We start from the raw sequence: 15,847 nt of genomic DNA, 5'->3' as shown, positions 1-15,847 counted from the left end.
CCTACTGTGCCAATAGCTCCTGTGTATTCTGGAACTTCATGAACAGCTGCTTCGACACCATTTACTCCACCAGTAAATTCTGGAACCTCATGGATAGCTGGATCTGTTTTACCAGATACTTCTTTCTTAGTTCCGACTAAGACAATCTCATCTTGCGGTACTTCAATAGTTTCACGAAGTTTTTCAGTACGGCTTCCATCTAGTGCTACTTCAGTCAGGATACGTTCTTTACCTTCACGACCTGCTTGAGTTACACGAGTTTCACCTTCTGCTAGAGTTGGATCTTCTTTCTTCACTGTCTTGAAGCTGAGAGCTTCTTCTACCACTTCTAGGCTAGGAAGCTCTTCCTGAACAGCTGGGGCAACTTTTCCAGTTTCAACCTTTTCTTTGGTCAATTGGATACGGTATTCCTTGACGTGTTTACCACTTTCTGAAACGAGACGTACCAAGACTGGAAGTTTATCGTCACCACTATCAACAACTGTTGCCGCTACGTTTTCACCAGCTTCAACGGTCACTTTAGGACGGTTTCCACTATAAGTTACTTGGTAGTCTGCACGATCTTCTGAGAAGTCAGCAAGCTCTTTACCATCTACTAGAAGTTTAGAAGCTGTATTGTCTTTAGGAGCTTCACTTGGAGCGATAAAGGCCATTTCAGTGATAGCCACACCCTTCTTGTCTGCTTTTCTGTCCATGCGCCATCTCATAGCTTTAGCTTTGACCGGTGCAAAGGTTACATGGATGTCAGTTCCTGCTTGAACCTCTTGATCCGCACGGTATTCAACTTTCTCCCAGTTAGAAGGAGTGTTGAATGGATGTTCTGGATCGTATGGTTGGTAGTTAGAGTAATATTCTGGTGAATCAAATTCTGGTCCCACATAGCGTTCTAGGACGAGTTTAGAAGGTGCATCTGTTCCACCATCTGCAAAGAAACGAATGCTTCCTTCAGCTACTGTACGTTCAACAATCTTACCATTTTCTCTGAAGATAACTCCTACTGAAACTTCTGGATTTTCAGATGGAGTTGGAGACCAGTTGGTCCAACGACGGGTTTCATCATCTGAACCATCGTTAACATAATCTACACGGTCATGAGAGTTTGGATCAATATCGTTAGTTGCTGAGGCAAATGAACGGTTGCTATCGTCATCGAAGTCTGGGTTGTCTGAAAGATTTTCTCCGAGTTTGTCTGTTACACGCACAGCTACTTCAGCAGTTAAATCAGTACCCAAAACGCGACCATGAACTGTAAATTCACCTGCTTTTGTTAGATTTTCTGCTGGGACTGCTTCCCAGTCAACAGCCAAGTCTTTCACTTCATAGTCAGATTTCCCTGTGAAGTAAACAGGAACTTTTGCTGGTAGCTCAAGGGTTTGTCCTTTAGCAACCAAGCGAGATGATTTGGAAACAGCAACAGGTTTACTTGCGAGCAAATCTTTATCATTTGTGAAGTGTAGGCGGTATTCACCTAGGATATCTCCGTTTTCAGCCTTGACAACAACACGAACTGGATCTCCTTCACCTACGCTTGGTACAACTGTTGCAATACCATTTTCAGTGACACTTGCTGTCACAGCTGGAGCTTTTCCTTGGCTTGCTTCTAGATAGTAGTCAGTCAAGCCTGGGTTAAAGTTTGGCAAATCTTTTCCATCTACTTGGATTTGTGCTTGAGCATTCTTAGCTGCAGCTACTTGTTTAGAGAAGATTTGCATTTCTGTAATAGAAGTACCCCATTTACCATCTGGTCTAACCATGCGGATACGAACTGCGTAAGTGTTGACTTTATCAAAGCTAAAGTGGGTCATTTCTCCAGCTCTGACTTGATCTGGAGCCTTGAGATTTGTTACTTCTTTCCAGTTTTTATCGTCATTAAAGACATGGTCTTCGCGTGCTACGAAGCTTGGATTCTTAGGAACTGTTGGAGTTGCTGAACCGACATAGTATTCGATGACATAGGATTTAGGTGCACCAACACCGTGGTCTTCGTGGAAGGCTACATTGAGGTTATCAACTGATCGTTTAGACATGATACCAGAGTCACCAAAGAGAATTCCTACGGATGCTTCACTTGTACGGTTCCAGTTTGTCCAGCGGTTTGCTGGTTGGTTGTTATATGAAATTAGTTTGTCATTGACATTGGCTACTGAGTCACTTGGATTTGAGTCTGATGCAAAGGCAAGTGGCAATTCTGAACCAGTCCATTGGTCAGAGATGTTAGCACCAACTTCTGTTTGAGCAGAGACACGAACATGAAGTTTGGTTGGTAACTGAGTTCCTTCAACATGACCAGTAACAGTAAAGCTGCCTTCATTTGCGTACTGGCTTGGTTCAATAGCGTCCCAAGTTACTTTAGCTGAAGATACTTGACCATTTGAGTGATAAGTACGAACACTCTCTGGCAATTGAGGAGCTTCTGAAATCGGAGTTGTTACGCTCACTTCTTCGACAGCAATGATACCTTCTACAGATACTTTTGCATGAGCCTCTTTTTCAAGCCCTTCTACTTTACCAAGAACATCAAAGCTATGGTATTTAGCAAGGTCTTCCTTAGCGACTGCTTGCCAAGTCACCTTGTGAACTTTTGGAAATCCTTTGTCGTACTCTACAGTTACTGTAGCTGGGAGACTTGGTTCTTGGTTCAAGCCTGTCACGACACTAACTGGACGGATGGCTTGGACAACTTTGCTTTCAGTATTTGGTTGAATGTTTAAGTCAATCTGACCTTCTGCTCCTTCAAATTGAGCTTTCAGAGTTACTTGACCAGGTTTATGCAATTCAAGCATACCTTTACGAACAGCTACATCTCCTTCACCTGTAGTGGAGAAGGTAACCTTATCAGCTTTCAAGACTGCTTGTGTACCGTCTTGATAGTGAGCCAAGACCTTGATACCGACAGTTTGGTCTTCTTTCAAAGTAGCTGCATTTTCAACTTCTAGGCTCAAACGTTCAATTTGTGGAGCTTCTTGTAGGAATTGGATAGCATAGGTTTGTAGTGGGCCACCATCGTTTGGTTGAACATGGATGCTTGCACGCATACCATTTGCTTCATTAGCTTGAATAACTGTCACTTGAGCATTTTCAGCTGTAGCTTTGACCTCTGGCAAGGCTGCTCCATAAGCAAGCTTGTGATATTTTACAGGTTGGTCTGTTGAAAGACCTTCAACCGCTTGATCTGCTACAGTTACACTTGGAACTACTGGATTAGCAGCTTCCCCTTCTGCAACTACCAAGGTCGCAGCGATTTCTTCATCTTCTAAAATACCTTTTGCTGGGATGCGAGAGCCTGGGATTGCTAGTTTAGCTTGGTCTTCAGCTGCAATTTCCCACTTATTAACATCATAGCTTGCTACAGTACCATCTGACAATACGTAGGAAACAGATTTGTCAACTGAATTTAGGTCTGTATTTGGAGCGATTCTCTTAACGACAGGCAGTTCTGCTTCGAGTGCCAAGACTTCAACACGCGCTTCTACTTCACGTCCTTCTGCCACACCTTTAACAGTAACAATTCCTGGTTCGTTGATATCAACTGCTGACCACTCTACTGGAAGTTTTGCACGACTGCCGTCACTGTAGATAAATGCCACTTTCTTAGGCATTTTTGGTGCTTGCCCGATAACCGTACGTACTTTAGGTACTTCTGTACCCAAAACTGTTTTTTCAGCTTGCTCTTTCTTACCTGTGAAGATAGTAGTTTGAGCAGATTTCAAGAGATCAGAGTGAGCAGTCAAAGTAAATTTACCAGCTTGCTCAGTTGATTTAACAATGACAACACCCTTACCATTGAAGGCCTTACGGATCCATGAACCGTCTGCTTGTTCTTTGTAACGCTCACGGCTAGCTTGTTCACCGTTATCCACACCGACAATTTGACCTTGACCATGCAACTGGAAGCGCACAAGGTTGTTAGCTGTAGGAACTACATTACCAGCCTGGTCAACGATTTCATAGTAAATATAAGTGAGGTCTTTCCCGTCTGCTGCAATAGCATGTTCTTCTTTCACTAAGCGAACACCTGCAGGCTCTCCAGCAGTCGTAATCTTATCACGAGCAATTTCATTACCTGCTTCATCACGAGCCACTGCTTCCAAAGTTCCAGCTTCGAAAGCAACCTTCCACTCAAGATAAAGTTCCTTGGCATTGGCACCTTCTTGGTAAGTACGTCCATCACTTGTTTGTTTTTTGTTAAAGGTCTTCTTGCCTAGAGATTCACCGTTCAAGAATAACTCAACACTTGCAGCGTTAGAGTAAGCACGAACAGGAATCTTACCATCTGCATCCGCTACGTTAGCTTTCAGAGTAGGATCTTCCCAGTTCCAGTGAGGAAGCAGGTGAACCATTGGTTTCTTCTGAGCAGAAACCCATTGGCTTTGATACAAGAAGTAGTCATGTTTTGGAATACCAGCTGTATCTACGATACCAAAGTAAGAACTTTTAACTGGTGTTTGGTTTTGGTTATGCCATGGAGTAGGCTCACCGATATAGTCAGTACCTGTCCAGATGAACTGACCTGCATAACCTGCATTGTCACGGTCAAAAGTCCAAGATGCAGTGGCTGTTTTACCCCAACCAACACGGTCATTACCGTAGTCTGATTGCTCATAATGACGGTAAGCTTGGTTACTGTGAACTAGTTCACTTTCTGGACGGAAATAGCTTCCACGTGTACGAGTTGCAGAAGAAGTTTCTGATCCGTAAATCAACCAGTTTGGATGTTTAGCACGCAGTTTCTTGTAGTTGTCTTCTGAATAGTTAAATCCAACCGCATCCAGTTCGTCAGCGATTTTTTCATGACCACCACTACCATCACCGAAACGGAATTTATCTGCTCCCATAGTGACATAGCGAGTCTTATCAACGTCCTTGATGACCTTGACCAAACGCTTAACAGTCGCTAGAGAATGTGGATCTCCTGAAGCTTCACCGATTTCATTACCGATAGACCACATGAAGATAGCTGGGTTGTTCTTGCCTCTTTCGACCATGGTACGCAAGTCAAAATCAGACCATTTTTCACCTTTTTTAGCTTCTGGGTGAGTGGCATCTTTTTCAAAGAAACGGCCGTAGTCGTACTGTTTCTTACCACCATACCAAGTATCAAAAGCTTCTTCTTGAACCAACAAACCAAGCTCTGCCGCAATTTTTAGAGTCTGCTCACTAGCTGGGTTGTGGGTTGTACGGATAGAGTTCACACCCATATCCTTCATCTGTTTCAGGCGACGGTATTCTGCTTTGTAGTTTTCTTCTGCTCCCAGAGCCCCGTGGTCATGGTGAAGAGAAACACCATGGAATTTCATTTTTTCACCGTTAAGAGAGAAGCCTTCGTTTGGTGTCCAGTTATAGTAACGGTAACCAAACAAGTCTTTCTTAGCATCGACCAATTGACCATCACGATAAACACGAGTCACCAACTCATAAAGGGCAGGCTTGTCGTTAAGGACTGTCCAAAGTTTTGGTTTCTCAACTTGTAAAATCGCATTCAAGCTTGTTGATTGATGAGCTTTCAAGACTTGACTGTCTGTACGAACCACATCCGTCACCGCTTGACCATTTCGTTCGATAATTTGATATTCAGCGACAATTTCATGATCTTTATCATCAGTATTAACGATCTTACTTGTTACATGAGTGTCAACCTTACCATTCTGTTGTTTTTCAAGCTCTGGAGTTAAGATGGTTGTACCGTTTTTGGCAACATGCAATTTGTCTGTCACTTGAAGAGTAACATCACGGTAGATACCACTTCCTGAGTACCAACGGCTACTTGGTTGTTTATTGATTGCATGAACTGCAATGACGTTTTCACGACCGTCTTTATTGAGATAGTCAGTGATGTCATAAGAGAATTGGTTGTAACCATTTGGATAGTGACCGACTAGCTGACCGTTTACATAGACTTGCGAATCCATATAAACTCCATCAAAGACCAAACGAACATTCTTGTTAAGGTCTTTTTCATCTAGTTTAAAGGTCTTGCGATACCAAGCATCCCCACCATTGAGTTGTCCACCTTCATTTTGGGCAGGTGACTGATGGTCGAAGTCGTTATAGATACTCCAATCATGAGGAAGGTCTAGTTTCTTCCAGCTTGATACATCAGCATCTGGCTTGATAGCATCTTTGGCATTAGCATTGAGTTTGAAATGCCAGTTTTGGTTAAATTCTACTTTACGAGCCTCAACCAACTGATTTACCTCCTCACTGGTAGCCGGTTTTAGGTCCGGTTTTTCCGTTTGAGAAGATTGGTCTTGAGTAATTACTTGAGGTTTCTTATCTAGCATGGAATCCTCTTTTTTGTCAGAGTCTGATTGTAGAGTTTGATCGTCCTGTGCTTTTTCAGCTTCATGGCTTGGAGCAACCGCTTCATCAGCAACTGAATTTGCCGTTTCAACAAGGTTCTCTTTTTTAGATTCGTCCTCTACTTTTTCTGTAGCAACTGTAATCGGAGTTTCTTCCGCAGCTACCGGATTTGCACCAGCTACACTTGCTCCAAATAATACCGAGCAAGTACCGATGAGCACTGAGCAAGTACCCACCGTAAATTTCCGGATACTATACACTCTTTTTCGATTCCAATGATCTTTTCCCATAAGATCCTCCTTATATTGGTAACCGCTTCCATTTTTATGTAAGCGCTCTACTTTTACAGTAGTCTTTAACTTCTATTTTATAAAATAATATAAGAAACTTCAATACTAGCGGTATAAAAATCATACTTTTGATTCTTTTTTCTATAATTTGTAGAAAATCATACAAAACTGAATGTACATTTAGTGAATGATTTTACTAAAAAAGGCGGTGGGACAGAAATCGATAGACAAAGTCTCGATTTCGTAGTCCCAGCCCCGCGAGGATGATTAGGAGCTTTTTGGAGTCTAATACTCAATGAAAATCAAAGAGCAAACTAGGAAGCTAGCCGCAGGCTGTACTTGAGTACGGCAAGGCGACGCTGACGTGGTTTGAAGAGATTTTCGAAGAGTATAAAAGACGAACAGAAAGTTCAATCAGCTACCGCGTCAAAGTTTGATTGCTAATAAAAAGTGAGGTCGGGATCTTTTGTCCCAACCTCTTTTACGGACTATCAAACTGATATTTCCTTATAGATTATTGACTAGATTTCCCCTTGTCCAGCAGCTTGACCATCTCATTTTTTCGTTCTTCTAGCTCTACAATTTGATGAAGTAAAAGCTCTGAAAAATCGCAATTAAGCTCCTCGGTTTCACCACTATTATACCAGTCTAGAGCAACTATATGATTATCCTTATCAAAGCAAAACACGACATCTCCGTCACCTACGATAGACAGAAATGGGATATAATCCACAAAACCCAGAGCGTGTAATTCCTTGGTTTTAAGACGAATGTCTAAGAAGTCTGGGATCCCATTTGCAATTCCAAAAATCTTAATACCTCGGCAGAAGGTCCAAAATGGTGCTACATCGTAAGCCTTGGCTCTTGGCAATAGCTCTTCCCTGACTTCCATAAAGAGACCTCCCAGAGATGACATGGTGAATTCCCTGAAATCTTCTGGCAGACGAATGCCGTATTGATTTTCAAAATCCTGAACATCTTCTTCCGATGGTTCATTGCCCATGCAGGCGACAACCTGATAAGTTTCCTTATCATAGTGACGAAAATACTCATAAACTTCATTGAGTGACATCATCCAACTCCTTATCCAAGATAGATATACTCGATAACCACATCACAGAGTTGATGATCCTCATCATAGCCAAAGTAAACAGGATAATTTCCATCTCCAAAACCAGATTGAATCATTGGAATAGTCAGGTCTGTATCTGGTATTTTAAAGTTAATCCAATCACCGCCTTCTCGCTGATATAGGGGATGTTCTATGGCATTTTGAGCAAAAATTTCCGCGAAGAAATCATCATAGATGTTTTTTTCAGGATTTTCTTGATACCATTTTTCTTCAAAATCACAGTAGGCATTTTTTGTCTCAACATCCACAATGGTTGCCAAGCCTGCATCGACTGAAAACCCAAAATAAGAATCTTCTTCAACCGAATCCAAGTTTTCAGTACCAGTTAAGGCTTCATAGTAAACAACTGGAAGCTTATCTGTAAATTGAACTCTTGTTGCAACATACCTATAATGATCTTCTTCGATCTTGACTACTAAGGTTTTTAGAGGAAATGTTCCTTTTGGAACGGTCTCTAAATAGGGCTTTTCATTCCTACGGAGCCAGACCAGTGGATCTCTCACTAAAATTTCTCCACTTGGGAAGGTCACTTCCCCCATATCTAAGACAAAGACTTCCTTGCCGTCTATTTCTTTCATCTCAAAACACTTTGCGTAATTGACAGACGAGGTCAAAATATGCTTGATTTCTTGGTATTTTTGCAACCATTCTTCGGAAACTTGAAGTTTTTCCATCGGTCTTTCCTTTCTCGTTTAAAACAAATCTGTACTGAAGTTAAAATCGATTTAAATCGAATCTAAATAAACCACAAATCCATCTGGCAAGATAACTTGTTGTCCATCTTCAAACTGGCAATAACTCGCTAAATCAACTGAATCTCTGTCTAAAGTATATTTCTCAGAAGACTGATTGAAGATGGCCTGAACTTCTTTTCCTTGGTAGTTCCACTTCAAGGATAGGACATCTGGTTTCAATTCTTCCAAGCAATAATTACCATGCTGTATAATACTTGACACTTCCTTACGGACTTGAATCAACTGTTTCATAAAATTCAGCATATCATTATCCTCAGAAACACGGTCCCAAGGCATGACACGACGGCAATCAGGGTCTGGTCCACCAATTAATGCCAGCTCTGTTCCGTAATAGATACAAGGGGTCCCTTTTTGAAGATAGAGGAAAGTTAGGGCAGCCTTAACATGCTGGATATTTCCTTTGGCAGTTGTAAGGATACGCTCTGTATCATGAGAATCTAAAAGGTTAAACATCACCTCTGAGATTTGTTGCTTGTAGTACATAGACTGGCTGTTGATTTCTGAAATAAACTGCTCTGTCTTTTTATGCTGACGCAAGAAATAATCCTTGATACTTTCAGAAAGTGGGTAATTCATGACCGCATGGAACTCATCCCCTTTTAGCCAAGGCTGAGAAGTATGCCAGATTTCACCTAAGATGTACAAATCAGGCTTTTTAGCGAGAACTGCCTTTCTAAAATCTTTCCAGAACTGATGGTCAATTTCATTAGCAACGTCCAAACGCCAAGCATCGATATCAAAATTCTCAATCCAGTAGGTCGCAACACTTAAAAGATAGTCTTTGACTTCAGGATTTGCTGTATTTAACTTAGGCATATAGCTAGCAAAGGCAAAAGTATGATAAGGGAGTTGTCTTGGATTCTGAAGTTTATCCTCAGTAACTGGGAATTCTTGGATATGGAACCAATCTTTATAAACTGAGTTTTCTCCATTTTTTAGAACATCCTGCCATTGGACTGACTGGTTGCCAATATGATTAAATACTGCATCTAGCATGATCTTGATACCACGTTTGTGAGCTTCCTCGACTAGAGTAGCAAATACTTCCTTGTCTCCAAAGTGACGGTCGATTTCAAAATAATCCGTCGTATCATACTTGTGATTGGTCGTTGCTTCAAAAATCGGACATAGGTAAAGTCCAGTGATTCCCAAATCTTTAAAATAGTCTAAATGGTCAATAATCCCTTGTAAATCTCCACCAAAAAAATCATCCATGTTAGGTGCAATAACAGCATCCCACTCTCGAGCTCCATCTGGAGTCAAATTAGGATTTCCATTAGCAAAGCGTTCTGGGAAAATCTGATACCAAACGGTATTTGAAACCCAGTCAGGAACTTGGCAACCGTCAATTTCGTGAATATAAGGAAGCTTGAAACCATTTCCTTCAGCATCCAAGTTTTCTTGAGTATGTTCTACGCAACCCTTATCACCGTAAAAAACACCTTGACCTTCTTTATCAAGGAGCTCAAAGAGATATTGAATGCGTGCAAAATCAACCGATACTGTAACCTGCCAATAATCAAATAAAGCATCCGAGGTTACTTTAGTCATTTCTTTCTTGGCTTCATACTTATCCTCGATGAAGATAAAGGGATCTCCATAGTGTAAGATGACCTGCTGAACATCATCTTTCTTGGTTCTGATTCGGATATGTAGCTGACCTTCTTTGTAAAGATATGCATACTCTGATTCTGGTCTATGATAAATAGCTGTTAATTCCATGTCTTGTCTCCTAAATAATCATCATCAACAAAAACGCAAACGTTTTCATAACTAACAGAACTAGTATACTATTTAAAGATCCGATTTGCAATTTTTATACCAGTTTTACGATAGATATATAGATGGACAAGGGTAAAATTGAGTAGACTCTTTTTGAGCTTTAAAAAGAGAGTTTCCATGAACTGGAAAACTCTCTCATCATTACGAATCAGATGATTAAAATAAAAGCTATCTGATATCTTTAATCTTCTAAAATGAAAATTTCTTCAACATGTAGTCGTAGCAACCTTGCAATTTTCATTGCTAGTTCAAGTGTAGGATTGTACTTGTCATTCTCTATAGCAATTATGGTTTGTCGACTAACGCCTAATATTCTTGCCATATCTTCCTGACGTAGTCCCTCAGACTTTCTTAACTGTTTGATGTTATTTTTCATACAGCATTAGTCTTTCTGAAAACAATAAATGCCAATCGCCAAAACTACGATAAGGATGACAACCATCAAAATTACTCCTTGAACAAGTTTATTTGGTTCTTTAAACTCTTCATCACCACCAATCATTTTCTGTTTTATGGCAGTTTGTGCAAATCCTTGAACAGAAATAGATAAACATAAAATCAGACTTGGTAACATTTCAAGTTCAATGCCTTTTGTAATAGATTGATAAATATTAAATACTGTCCACCCACATAAGCCAAATAGAGCCGTTTTATAACCCCATTCCTCAGAACGTAGCTGAATCGCTCTGTCCATTTCATCCATTTTTCTCATAGTCCTGTTCCTCCAATCTGTCAAAACAATGTCAAGAGCTCTTTACATTTTTTATTATACTCTAAATCGATAAAATGTCAAGATGTTTTAACATTTTTAGGCTTTTTTATTTTCTTCTATTCTAAGAATATTTCTAACTCCGATTTACAGCCTAGTCAATCCGACAAAGGGCAAGTTCTTTTAATCCTATTTTATCTTGACTTCATAAGTTTCGACTATAGATATACTTTTAGTTATGTTAGACTCGAAGTTTATCCTCTCTTTTCTGCTTTCTTATCTCTATGATACCTTTAAACTATCTAATAAAGAATAAACTACCAGTATTTTCAGGGATTATTTTTGATAAACAACTCCTCCTAATTAAAGCAAAAAGCCATTCCTCAAGGGAACAGCTTTTTCACTTATAATTAAAGGTTTCTCCTGCCAACTTATCCGCTAACTTGGGAAAGAGAGTATAAAACTTGTGGGCTAGATTGAGTAAGACTGGGAGATTAAGTTCCCGTTTATTTTTTCCTATGGTCTTAACGATTTTTTTCGCAACTGTATCTGGCTCCAGCAAGAAACGATCAACCGACTTGAGATAAGTCCCATCTGGATCGGCTTGGTCAAAAAATCCTGTACGGATAGGGCCTGGATTAACAGTTGTCACATAGACACCATAGGGCATGAGTTCAAGGCGCAAAGCATTTGAAAATCCAATAGCCGCAAACTTGGTCGCTGAATAAAGACTAGACTTGCCAGTAGCGATCAAACCTGCCATGCTAACGATATTGAGGATATGCCCTTTTCGAGTCGCCTTCATACGAGAGGCGACCAGACGAGATAGGTTCATCAGAGCAAAGGTGTTGACCTCAAACATTTGATGAATATCTTGATTAGAGATCTTGTCAAATTCCTCAAAAATCCCGTAGCCAGCGTTGTTAATAACAACATCAATCTTGCCATAACGCTGGTAGAGTTCAGCTACTAGCTCTTCTAAGGCTTGACCATCGGTAATGTCAATCTCGATCAATTCAGCCTGAGGATGATTTCCGTATAGTTGAGCTAATGTTTCCTTATTTCTGCCTAGCAAGATGAGTTGATCATCTGGCAAGAGTTTGACCATTTCTTGAGCTAGACCACCACTTGCTCCTGTAATGAGAATCGTAGACATACTTTTCCTTTCTCAATCTTCTAGATTTCCACTTCTTCCAGATCTTTTACAACATGGACATTTTCAAAAATCGTTGTCGCATCATTCTTGAGCTTGCTAATATCTCTTGAAAGGAAACGTGCACTGATATGATTGAGTAAGAGTCGTTTGGCTCCCGCTTCTGTTGCGACCTGCGCAGCCTGCATATTGGTTGAATGACCGTGATTGCGAGCAATCTTCTCATCCCCTTTGCCATAAGTAGATTCATGGACAAGAACATCTGCATTGACAGCCAAACGCACACTAGCATCCGTTTTTCGAGTATCACCCAAGATAGTGATAATCTTACCTGGACGAGGAGCTGAGATATAGTCTGCAGCTTTGATCTCGGTGCCGTCCTCTAGGACAACATCCTGACCGTTTTTGATTTTACCAAAAAGCGGGCCAAATGGAACACCAGCAGCCTTGAGTTTCTCAGCATCCAGAGTACCTTCAAGGTCTTTCTGCATGACACGATAACCGACACAGAAAATAGTGTGGTCCAACTCTTCCGCATAAACCTCAAATTTATCTGTTTCAAAAATTTTCCCCAGAGAATCCTGGTCAAACTCATGAAAATGAATCTTATAGGGCAGGCGAGAACCTGATACACGTAGACTGGTCAAGACAAAAGATTTAATGCCTTGGGGGCCATAAATTTCCAAATCTGTCTGCTCTTCATTGGCTTGAAAGGCACGACTAGAGAGGAAACCAGGCAATCCAAAGATATGGTCTCCGTGCAAATGGGTGATAAAGATTTTACTGACCTTACGTGGTCGAATCGTGGTTTCCAGAATGCGATTTTGCGTACCTTCTCCACAGTCAAAGAGCCAGACCTCGTTAATCTCGTCCAAGAGTTTCAGGGCGAGACTTGAAACATTGCGGGCTTTAGAGGGCTGACCAGCCCCCGTTCCTAAAAATTGAATATCCATTCGATACTTTCTAATTAATCAATATATAACATAGCAGTTCTGTTTTCCGAGCGATAATAAAACTTGCCAGAAAAAGCTTTCACTTCTTGTAGTAAATCCTCTTGGCTGTAGCCTTTGAGTCGCTTGCTTCCATCTGCTAGAGTTTCCAAGTCGGTTAAAGGCGTCAAATTCTCCACAGAGACAACTTCTTCCTCTCCAAGCTCCTTCATGTAAATTTTTCCAGACTCCTCAAAGACTAGCTGATGGGGGAAAATTTGCGCAATTTCAAAAAGTAAGTCAGCTGTGATTGCTTCCTCATATTCAGAGAAAATGCGACCAAGGCCTTCTCTCTCATAGCAAAAACCAAAAGATTTGCCTGATAGATTCAGACGAATAAAGGGCTTGCTTTCTTCCGTGAAACTTGGCTCAGCATTGTAGAGGTTCAGTTCCTGGCTGACTTCCGCAAAATAATCTGTCGCAGCTTGAGGACTTTTTTTCTGGTAAAGTTCTGCAAAGTAGGCATTAACTACGCTGGGGGGAGGGGTGATGAGGGCTAACTGCTCTTGGTCAGACCTACCAGCTAAAAGCTGATCCAGATAGACCTTGTCTAGACTTGTATAGCCGCCATATTTGAGAGCCAATGATTTGATGTCAGTCATAAAATTCTTCTAATCTCCATTTGTTTTTCTCAGCAATGTAGCCTGTGATGACCTCGCCATCATCTTGGTAGTCATGCTCTTCAAGAATCGCAACACTTTCTAAATCATGAATCTTGTAGGACTTAGAAAAAGGCACGCGCAAAGTAAAGGGTTCAAAAATTTCCTTGATCTTATCTAGCAATAAAGCTTGCAACTGTTCTCGACTATCTTTAGACTTGGCAGAAATCAATGCATAAGGCGTTTGAGTAGGCGTGAAATCTTCCACCAAATCCGCTTTATTATAAAGGGTCAAGCGAGGAATATCCTCCATGTCCAAGTCTTTCATGATGGAAAGAACTGTTTTTTCATGTTCCTCATGATAAGGATTGCTGGCATCGATAACATGAACCAGAAGATCTACATGCTTGCTTTCTTCCAAGGTCGACTTGAAACTAGACACCAACTCTGTCGGCAAATCTTGAATAAACCCAACGGTGTCCGTTAAAGTCACCTGTAGATTGCCACCAAGATGGATGCTTTTAGTTGTCGCATCCAGAGTCGCAAAGAGCTCATCTGCCTCATACTGGGTCTTGCTAGTCAGAGTATTCATAATAGTTGACTTACCAGCATTGGTGTAGCCAATCAAACCAATCTTAAAGGTACTTGACTCCAAACGTTTTTCTCGAACTGTCGCTCGATTTTTCTCAACGACCTTGAGTTGACGCTCGATATCTGTGATCTGGTTGCGAACACTACGACGATTAAGCTCCAGCTGACTTTCACCTGGACCACGAGAACCAATTCCCCCTGCCTGACGGCTAAGCATAATCCCCTGACCCACCAAACGAGGCAAGAGGTACTTGAGTTGGGCTAGATGAACTTGGAGCTTCCCTTCATGGCTTCGAGCTCTCATGGCAAAGATATCTAAAATCAACTGCATACGGTCAATGACTTTAACACCCAAGACTTCCTCTAAATTGACATTTTGTCGAGGTGTCAGACGGTTGTTGACAATGACAGTTGTGATTTCTTCTGCATCCACCATTTGAGCAATTTCTTCCAACTTACCAGATCCGACAAAGGTCTTAGAGTCGTATTTTTCACGTTTTTGTCTGTAACTATCGACTACAACTGCACCAGCCGTCTTAGCCAGACTAGCCAGCTCTTCCATGGAGAGGTCAAAATTATCCATGCCCTGGAGTTCAACTCCAATCAGCAGGACCCGCTCCTCTTTTTTCTCAGTTTCAATCATTTAAAAACTCCTCAATCTGGTTTAAAATACGGTCTTTTACACCAGATTCTCCTATCTGATAAAAGGTCACCTGCATGCGATTACGGAACCAGGTTAGTTGACGCTTGGCAAAACGACGGGTCGCCTGTTTGAGACTGTCACTGGCCTCCTCCAAACTCTGCTCCCCTCGAAAATAAGGAAAGAGTTCCTTGTAGCCAATCCCTTTAGCAGCCTGCACATCTGGATAATGGTCAAACAGCCACTTGGCTTCGTCTAGAAGTCCAGCTTCAAACATCAGGTCCACTCGATGGTTGATTCGCTCATAGAGTTGACTCCGCTCATCATCCAAGCAAATAATCAGCGGATCATATAAACTTTCTTGATTTTTCAAATCTTGACCGAAATGGGAAATTTCTAAAGCACGCATGGCACGACGACGATTAAACTGGGGAATTTCAAGGCCTGTTTGCTCTACAAGATGGGCTAACTCCTCATCTGAAAAAGGATCTAGACTAGCACGATAAGCTAAAATCTCCTCATGAGGTGTCTCCCCACCTAAATGATATCCTTCTAGCAGACTCTGGATATAAAGTCCTGTCCCACCTGCAATAATAGCGAGCTTACCTCGACTTTGAATATCCTCAATGGCTGCCTTAGCTTCTGAAACAAAATCAAAAGCCGAGTAAGACTCGGTTACTTCTCTCACATCAATCAAGTGATGAGGGACAGTTGCCTGCTCCTCCGGACTTGCCTTGGCTGTCCCAATATCCAGTCCTCGATAGACTTGTTGGCTATCTCCACTAACTACTTCACCATTAAAATGCTTAGCAACTTCAATGGCTAGAGCTGTTTTTCCAACTGCAGTCGGTCCAACAATCACAATTATTTTTGTTTTCATCTTTTTTCCTTGAAAAATTCCCATTTT

At 41.2% G+C, this 15,847-nt stretch carries 11 protein-coding genes; all 11 read right to left on the bottom strand.

Annotated features, from left to right (window positions below; genetic code table 11):
* Window positions 1-6,590, bottom strand: a 6,590-nt coding sequence (bgaA, locus tag M1R56_RS04440; RefSeq protein ID WP_248034749.1) for an SIALI-17 repeat-containing surface protein, incomplete at its 3' end; no start/stop codon positions are given.
* A 514-nt stretch (window positions 6,591-7,104) separates the two neighbouring features.
* Window positions 7,105-7,662, bottom strand: coding sequence for an SMI1/KNR4 family protein (locus M1R56_RS04435; RefSeq protein ID WP_248034748.1), 558 nt, complete (start codon window positions 7,660-7,662; stop codon window positions 7,105-7,107).
* Window positions 7,663-7,673: 11 nt separating this feature from the next.
* On the bottom strand, window positions 7,674-8,396 hold the full coding sequence (locus M1R56_RS04430; RefSeq protein ID WP_248034747.1) for a DUF4241 domain-containing protein: 723 nt from the start codon (window positions 8,394-8,396) through the stop codon (window positions 7,674-7,676).
* Window positions 8,397-8,447: 51 nt separating this feature from the next.
* Window positions 8,448-10,199, bottom strand: coding sequence for a glycoside hydrolase family 13 protein (locus M1R56_RS04425; protein ID WP_248034746.1), 1,752 nt, complete (start codon window positions 10,197-10,199; stop codon window positions 8,448-8,450).
* A gap of 241 nt (window positions 10,200-10,440) precedes the next feature.
* The gene (locus M1R56_RS04420; protein WP_006150191.1) at window positions 10,441-10,635 is read right to left on the bottom strand and encodes a helix-turn-helix transcriptional regulator; all 195 of its coding nucleotides are present in this window, start codon (window positions 10,633-10,635) and stop codon (window positions 10,441-10,443) included.
* A 6-nt stretch (window positions 10,636-10,641) separates the two neighbouring features.
* Entirely contained in the window at window positions 10,642-10,971 is a 330-nt protein-coding gene (locus M1R56_RS04415) for a hypothetical protein (RefSeq protein ID WP_049548896.1), read from the bottom strand.
* A gap of 397 nt (window positions 10,972-11,368) precedes the next feature.
* The gene (locus tag M1R56_RS04410; RefSeq protein WP_248034745.1) at window positions 11,369-12,124 is read right to left on the bottom strand and encodes an SDR family oxidoreductase; all 756 of its coding nucleotides are present in this window, start codon (window positions 12,122-12,124) and stop codon (window positions 11,369-11,371) included.
* Between the two features lie 20 nt (window positions 12,125-12,144).
* Window positions 12,145-13,074, bottom strand: a complete 930-nt coding sequence (rnz, locus tag M1R56_RS04405) for a ribonuclease Z (RefSeq protein WP_248034744.1) — start codon at window positions 13,072-13,074, stop codon at window positions 12,145-12,147.
* A gap of 14 nt (window positions 13,075-13,088) precedes the next feature.
* On the bottom strand, window positions 13,089-13,712 hold the full coding sequence (locus M1R56_RS04400; protein WP_248034743.1) for a cystathionine beta-lyase: 624 nt from the start codon (window positions 13,710-13,712) through the stop codon (window positions 13,089-13,091).
* Window positions 13,705-14,943 (bottom strand): GTPase HflX, encoded by a 1,239-nt coding sequence (hflX, locus tag M1R56_RS04395; protein WP_075232413.1) that lies wholly within the window; start codon window positions 14,941-14,943, stop codon window positions 13,705-13,707. The genes M1R56_RS04400 and hflX overlap by 8 nt, the downstream gene beginning before the upstream one ends.
* On the bottom strand, window positions 14,936-15,820 hold the full coding sequence (gene miaA / locus M1R56_RS04390) for a tRNA (adenosine(37)-N6)-dimethylallyltransferase MiaA (RefSeq protein ID WP_248034742.1): 885 nt from the start codon (window positions 15,818-15,820) through the stop codon (window positions 14,936-14,938). The genes hflX and miaA overlap by 8 nt, the downstream gene beginning before the upstream one ends.
* Window positions 15,821-15,847: the final 27 nt, after the last annotated feature.

Source organism: Streptococcus sp. oral taxon 431 (assembly GCF_023115445.1).
Classification (GTDB): domain Bacteria; phylum Bacillota; class Bacilli; order Lactobacillales; family Streptococcaceae; genus Streptococcus.
The sequence above is the reverse complement of the archived record's forward strand: the minus strand, read 5'-3'. Positions and strand labels throughout refer to the sequence as shown.

Bases quoted from the DNA above. Each gene is read 5' to 3' on its own strand.
- M1R56_RS04435 (WP_248034748.1), bottom strand. From the start codon at position 7,662: ATGTCACTCAATGAAGTTTATGAGTATTTTCGTCACTATGATAAGGAA.
- M1R56_RS04430 (WP_248034747.1), bottom strand. From the start codon at position 8,396: ATGGAAAAACTTCAAGTTTCCGAAGAATGGTTGCAAAAATACCAAGAA.
- M1R56_RS04425 (WP_248034746.1), bottom strand. From the start codon at position 10,199: ATGGAATTAACAGCTATTTATCATAGACCAGAATCAGAGTATGCATAT.
- M1R56_RS04420 (WP_006150191.1), bottom strand. From the start codon at position 10,635: ATGAAAAATAACATCAAACAGTTAAGAAAGTCTGAGGGACTACGTCAG.
- M1R56_RS04415 (WP_049548896.1), bottom strand. From the start codon at position 10,971: ATGAGAAAAATGGATGAAATGGACAGAGCGATTCAGCTACGTTCTGAG.
- M1R56_RS04410 (WP_248034745.1), bottom strand. From the start codon at position 12,124: ATGTCTACGATTCTCATTACAGGAGCAAGTGGTGGTCTAGCTCAAGAA.
- rnz (WP_248034744.1), bottom strand. From the start codon at position 13,074: ATGGATATTCAATTTTTAGGAACGGGGGCTGGTCAGCCCTCTAAAGCC.
- M1R56_RS04400 (WP_248034743.1), bottom strand. From the start codon at position 13,712: ATGACTGACATCAAATCATTGGCTCTCAAATATGGCGGCTATACAAGT.
- hflX (WP_075232413.1), bottom strand. From the start codon at position 14,943: ATGATTGAAACTGAGAAAAAAGAGGAGCGGGTCCTGCTGATTGGAGTT.
- miaA (WP_248034742.1), bottom strand. From the start codon at position 15,820: ATGAAAACAAAAATAATTGTGATTGTTGGACCGACTGCAGTTGGAAAA.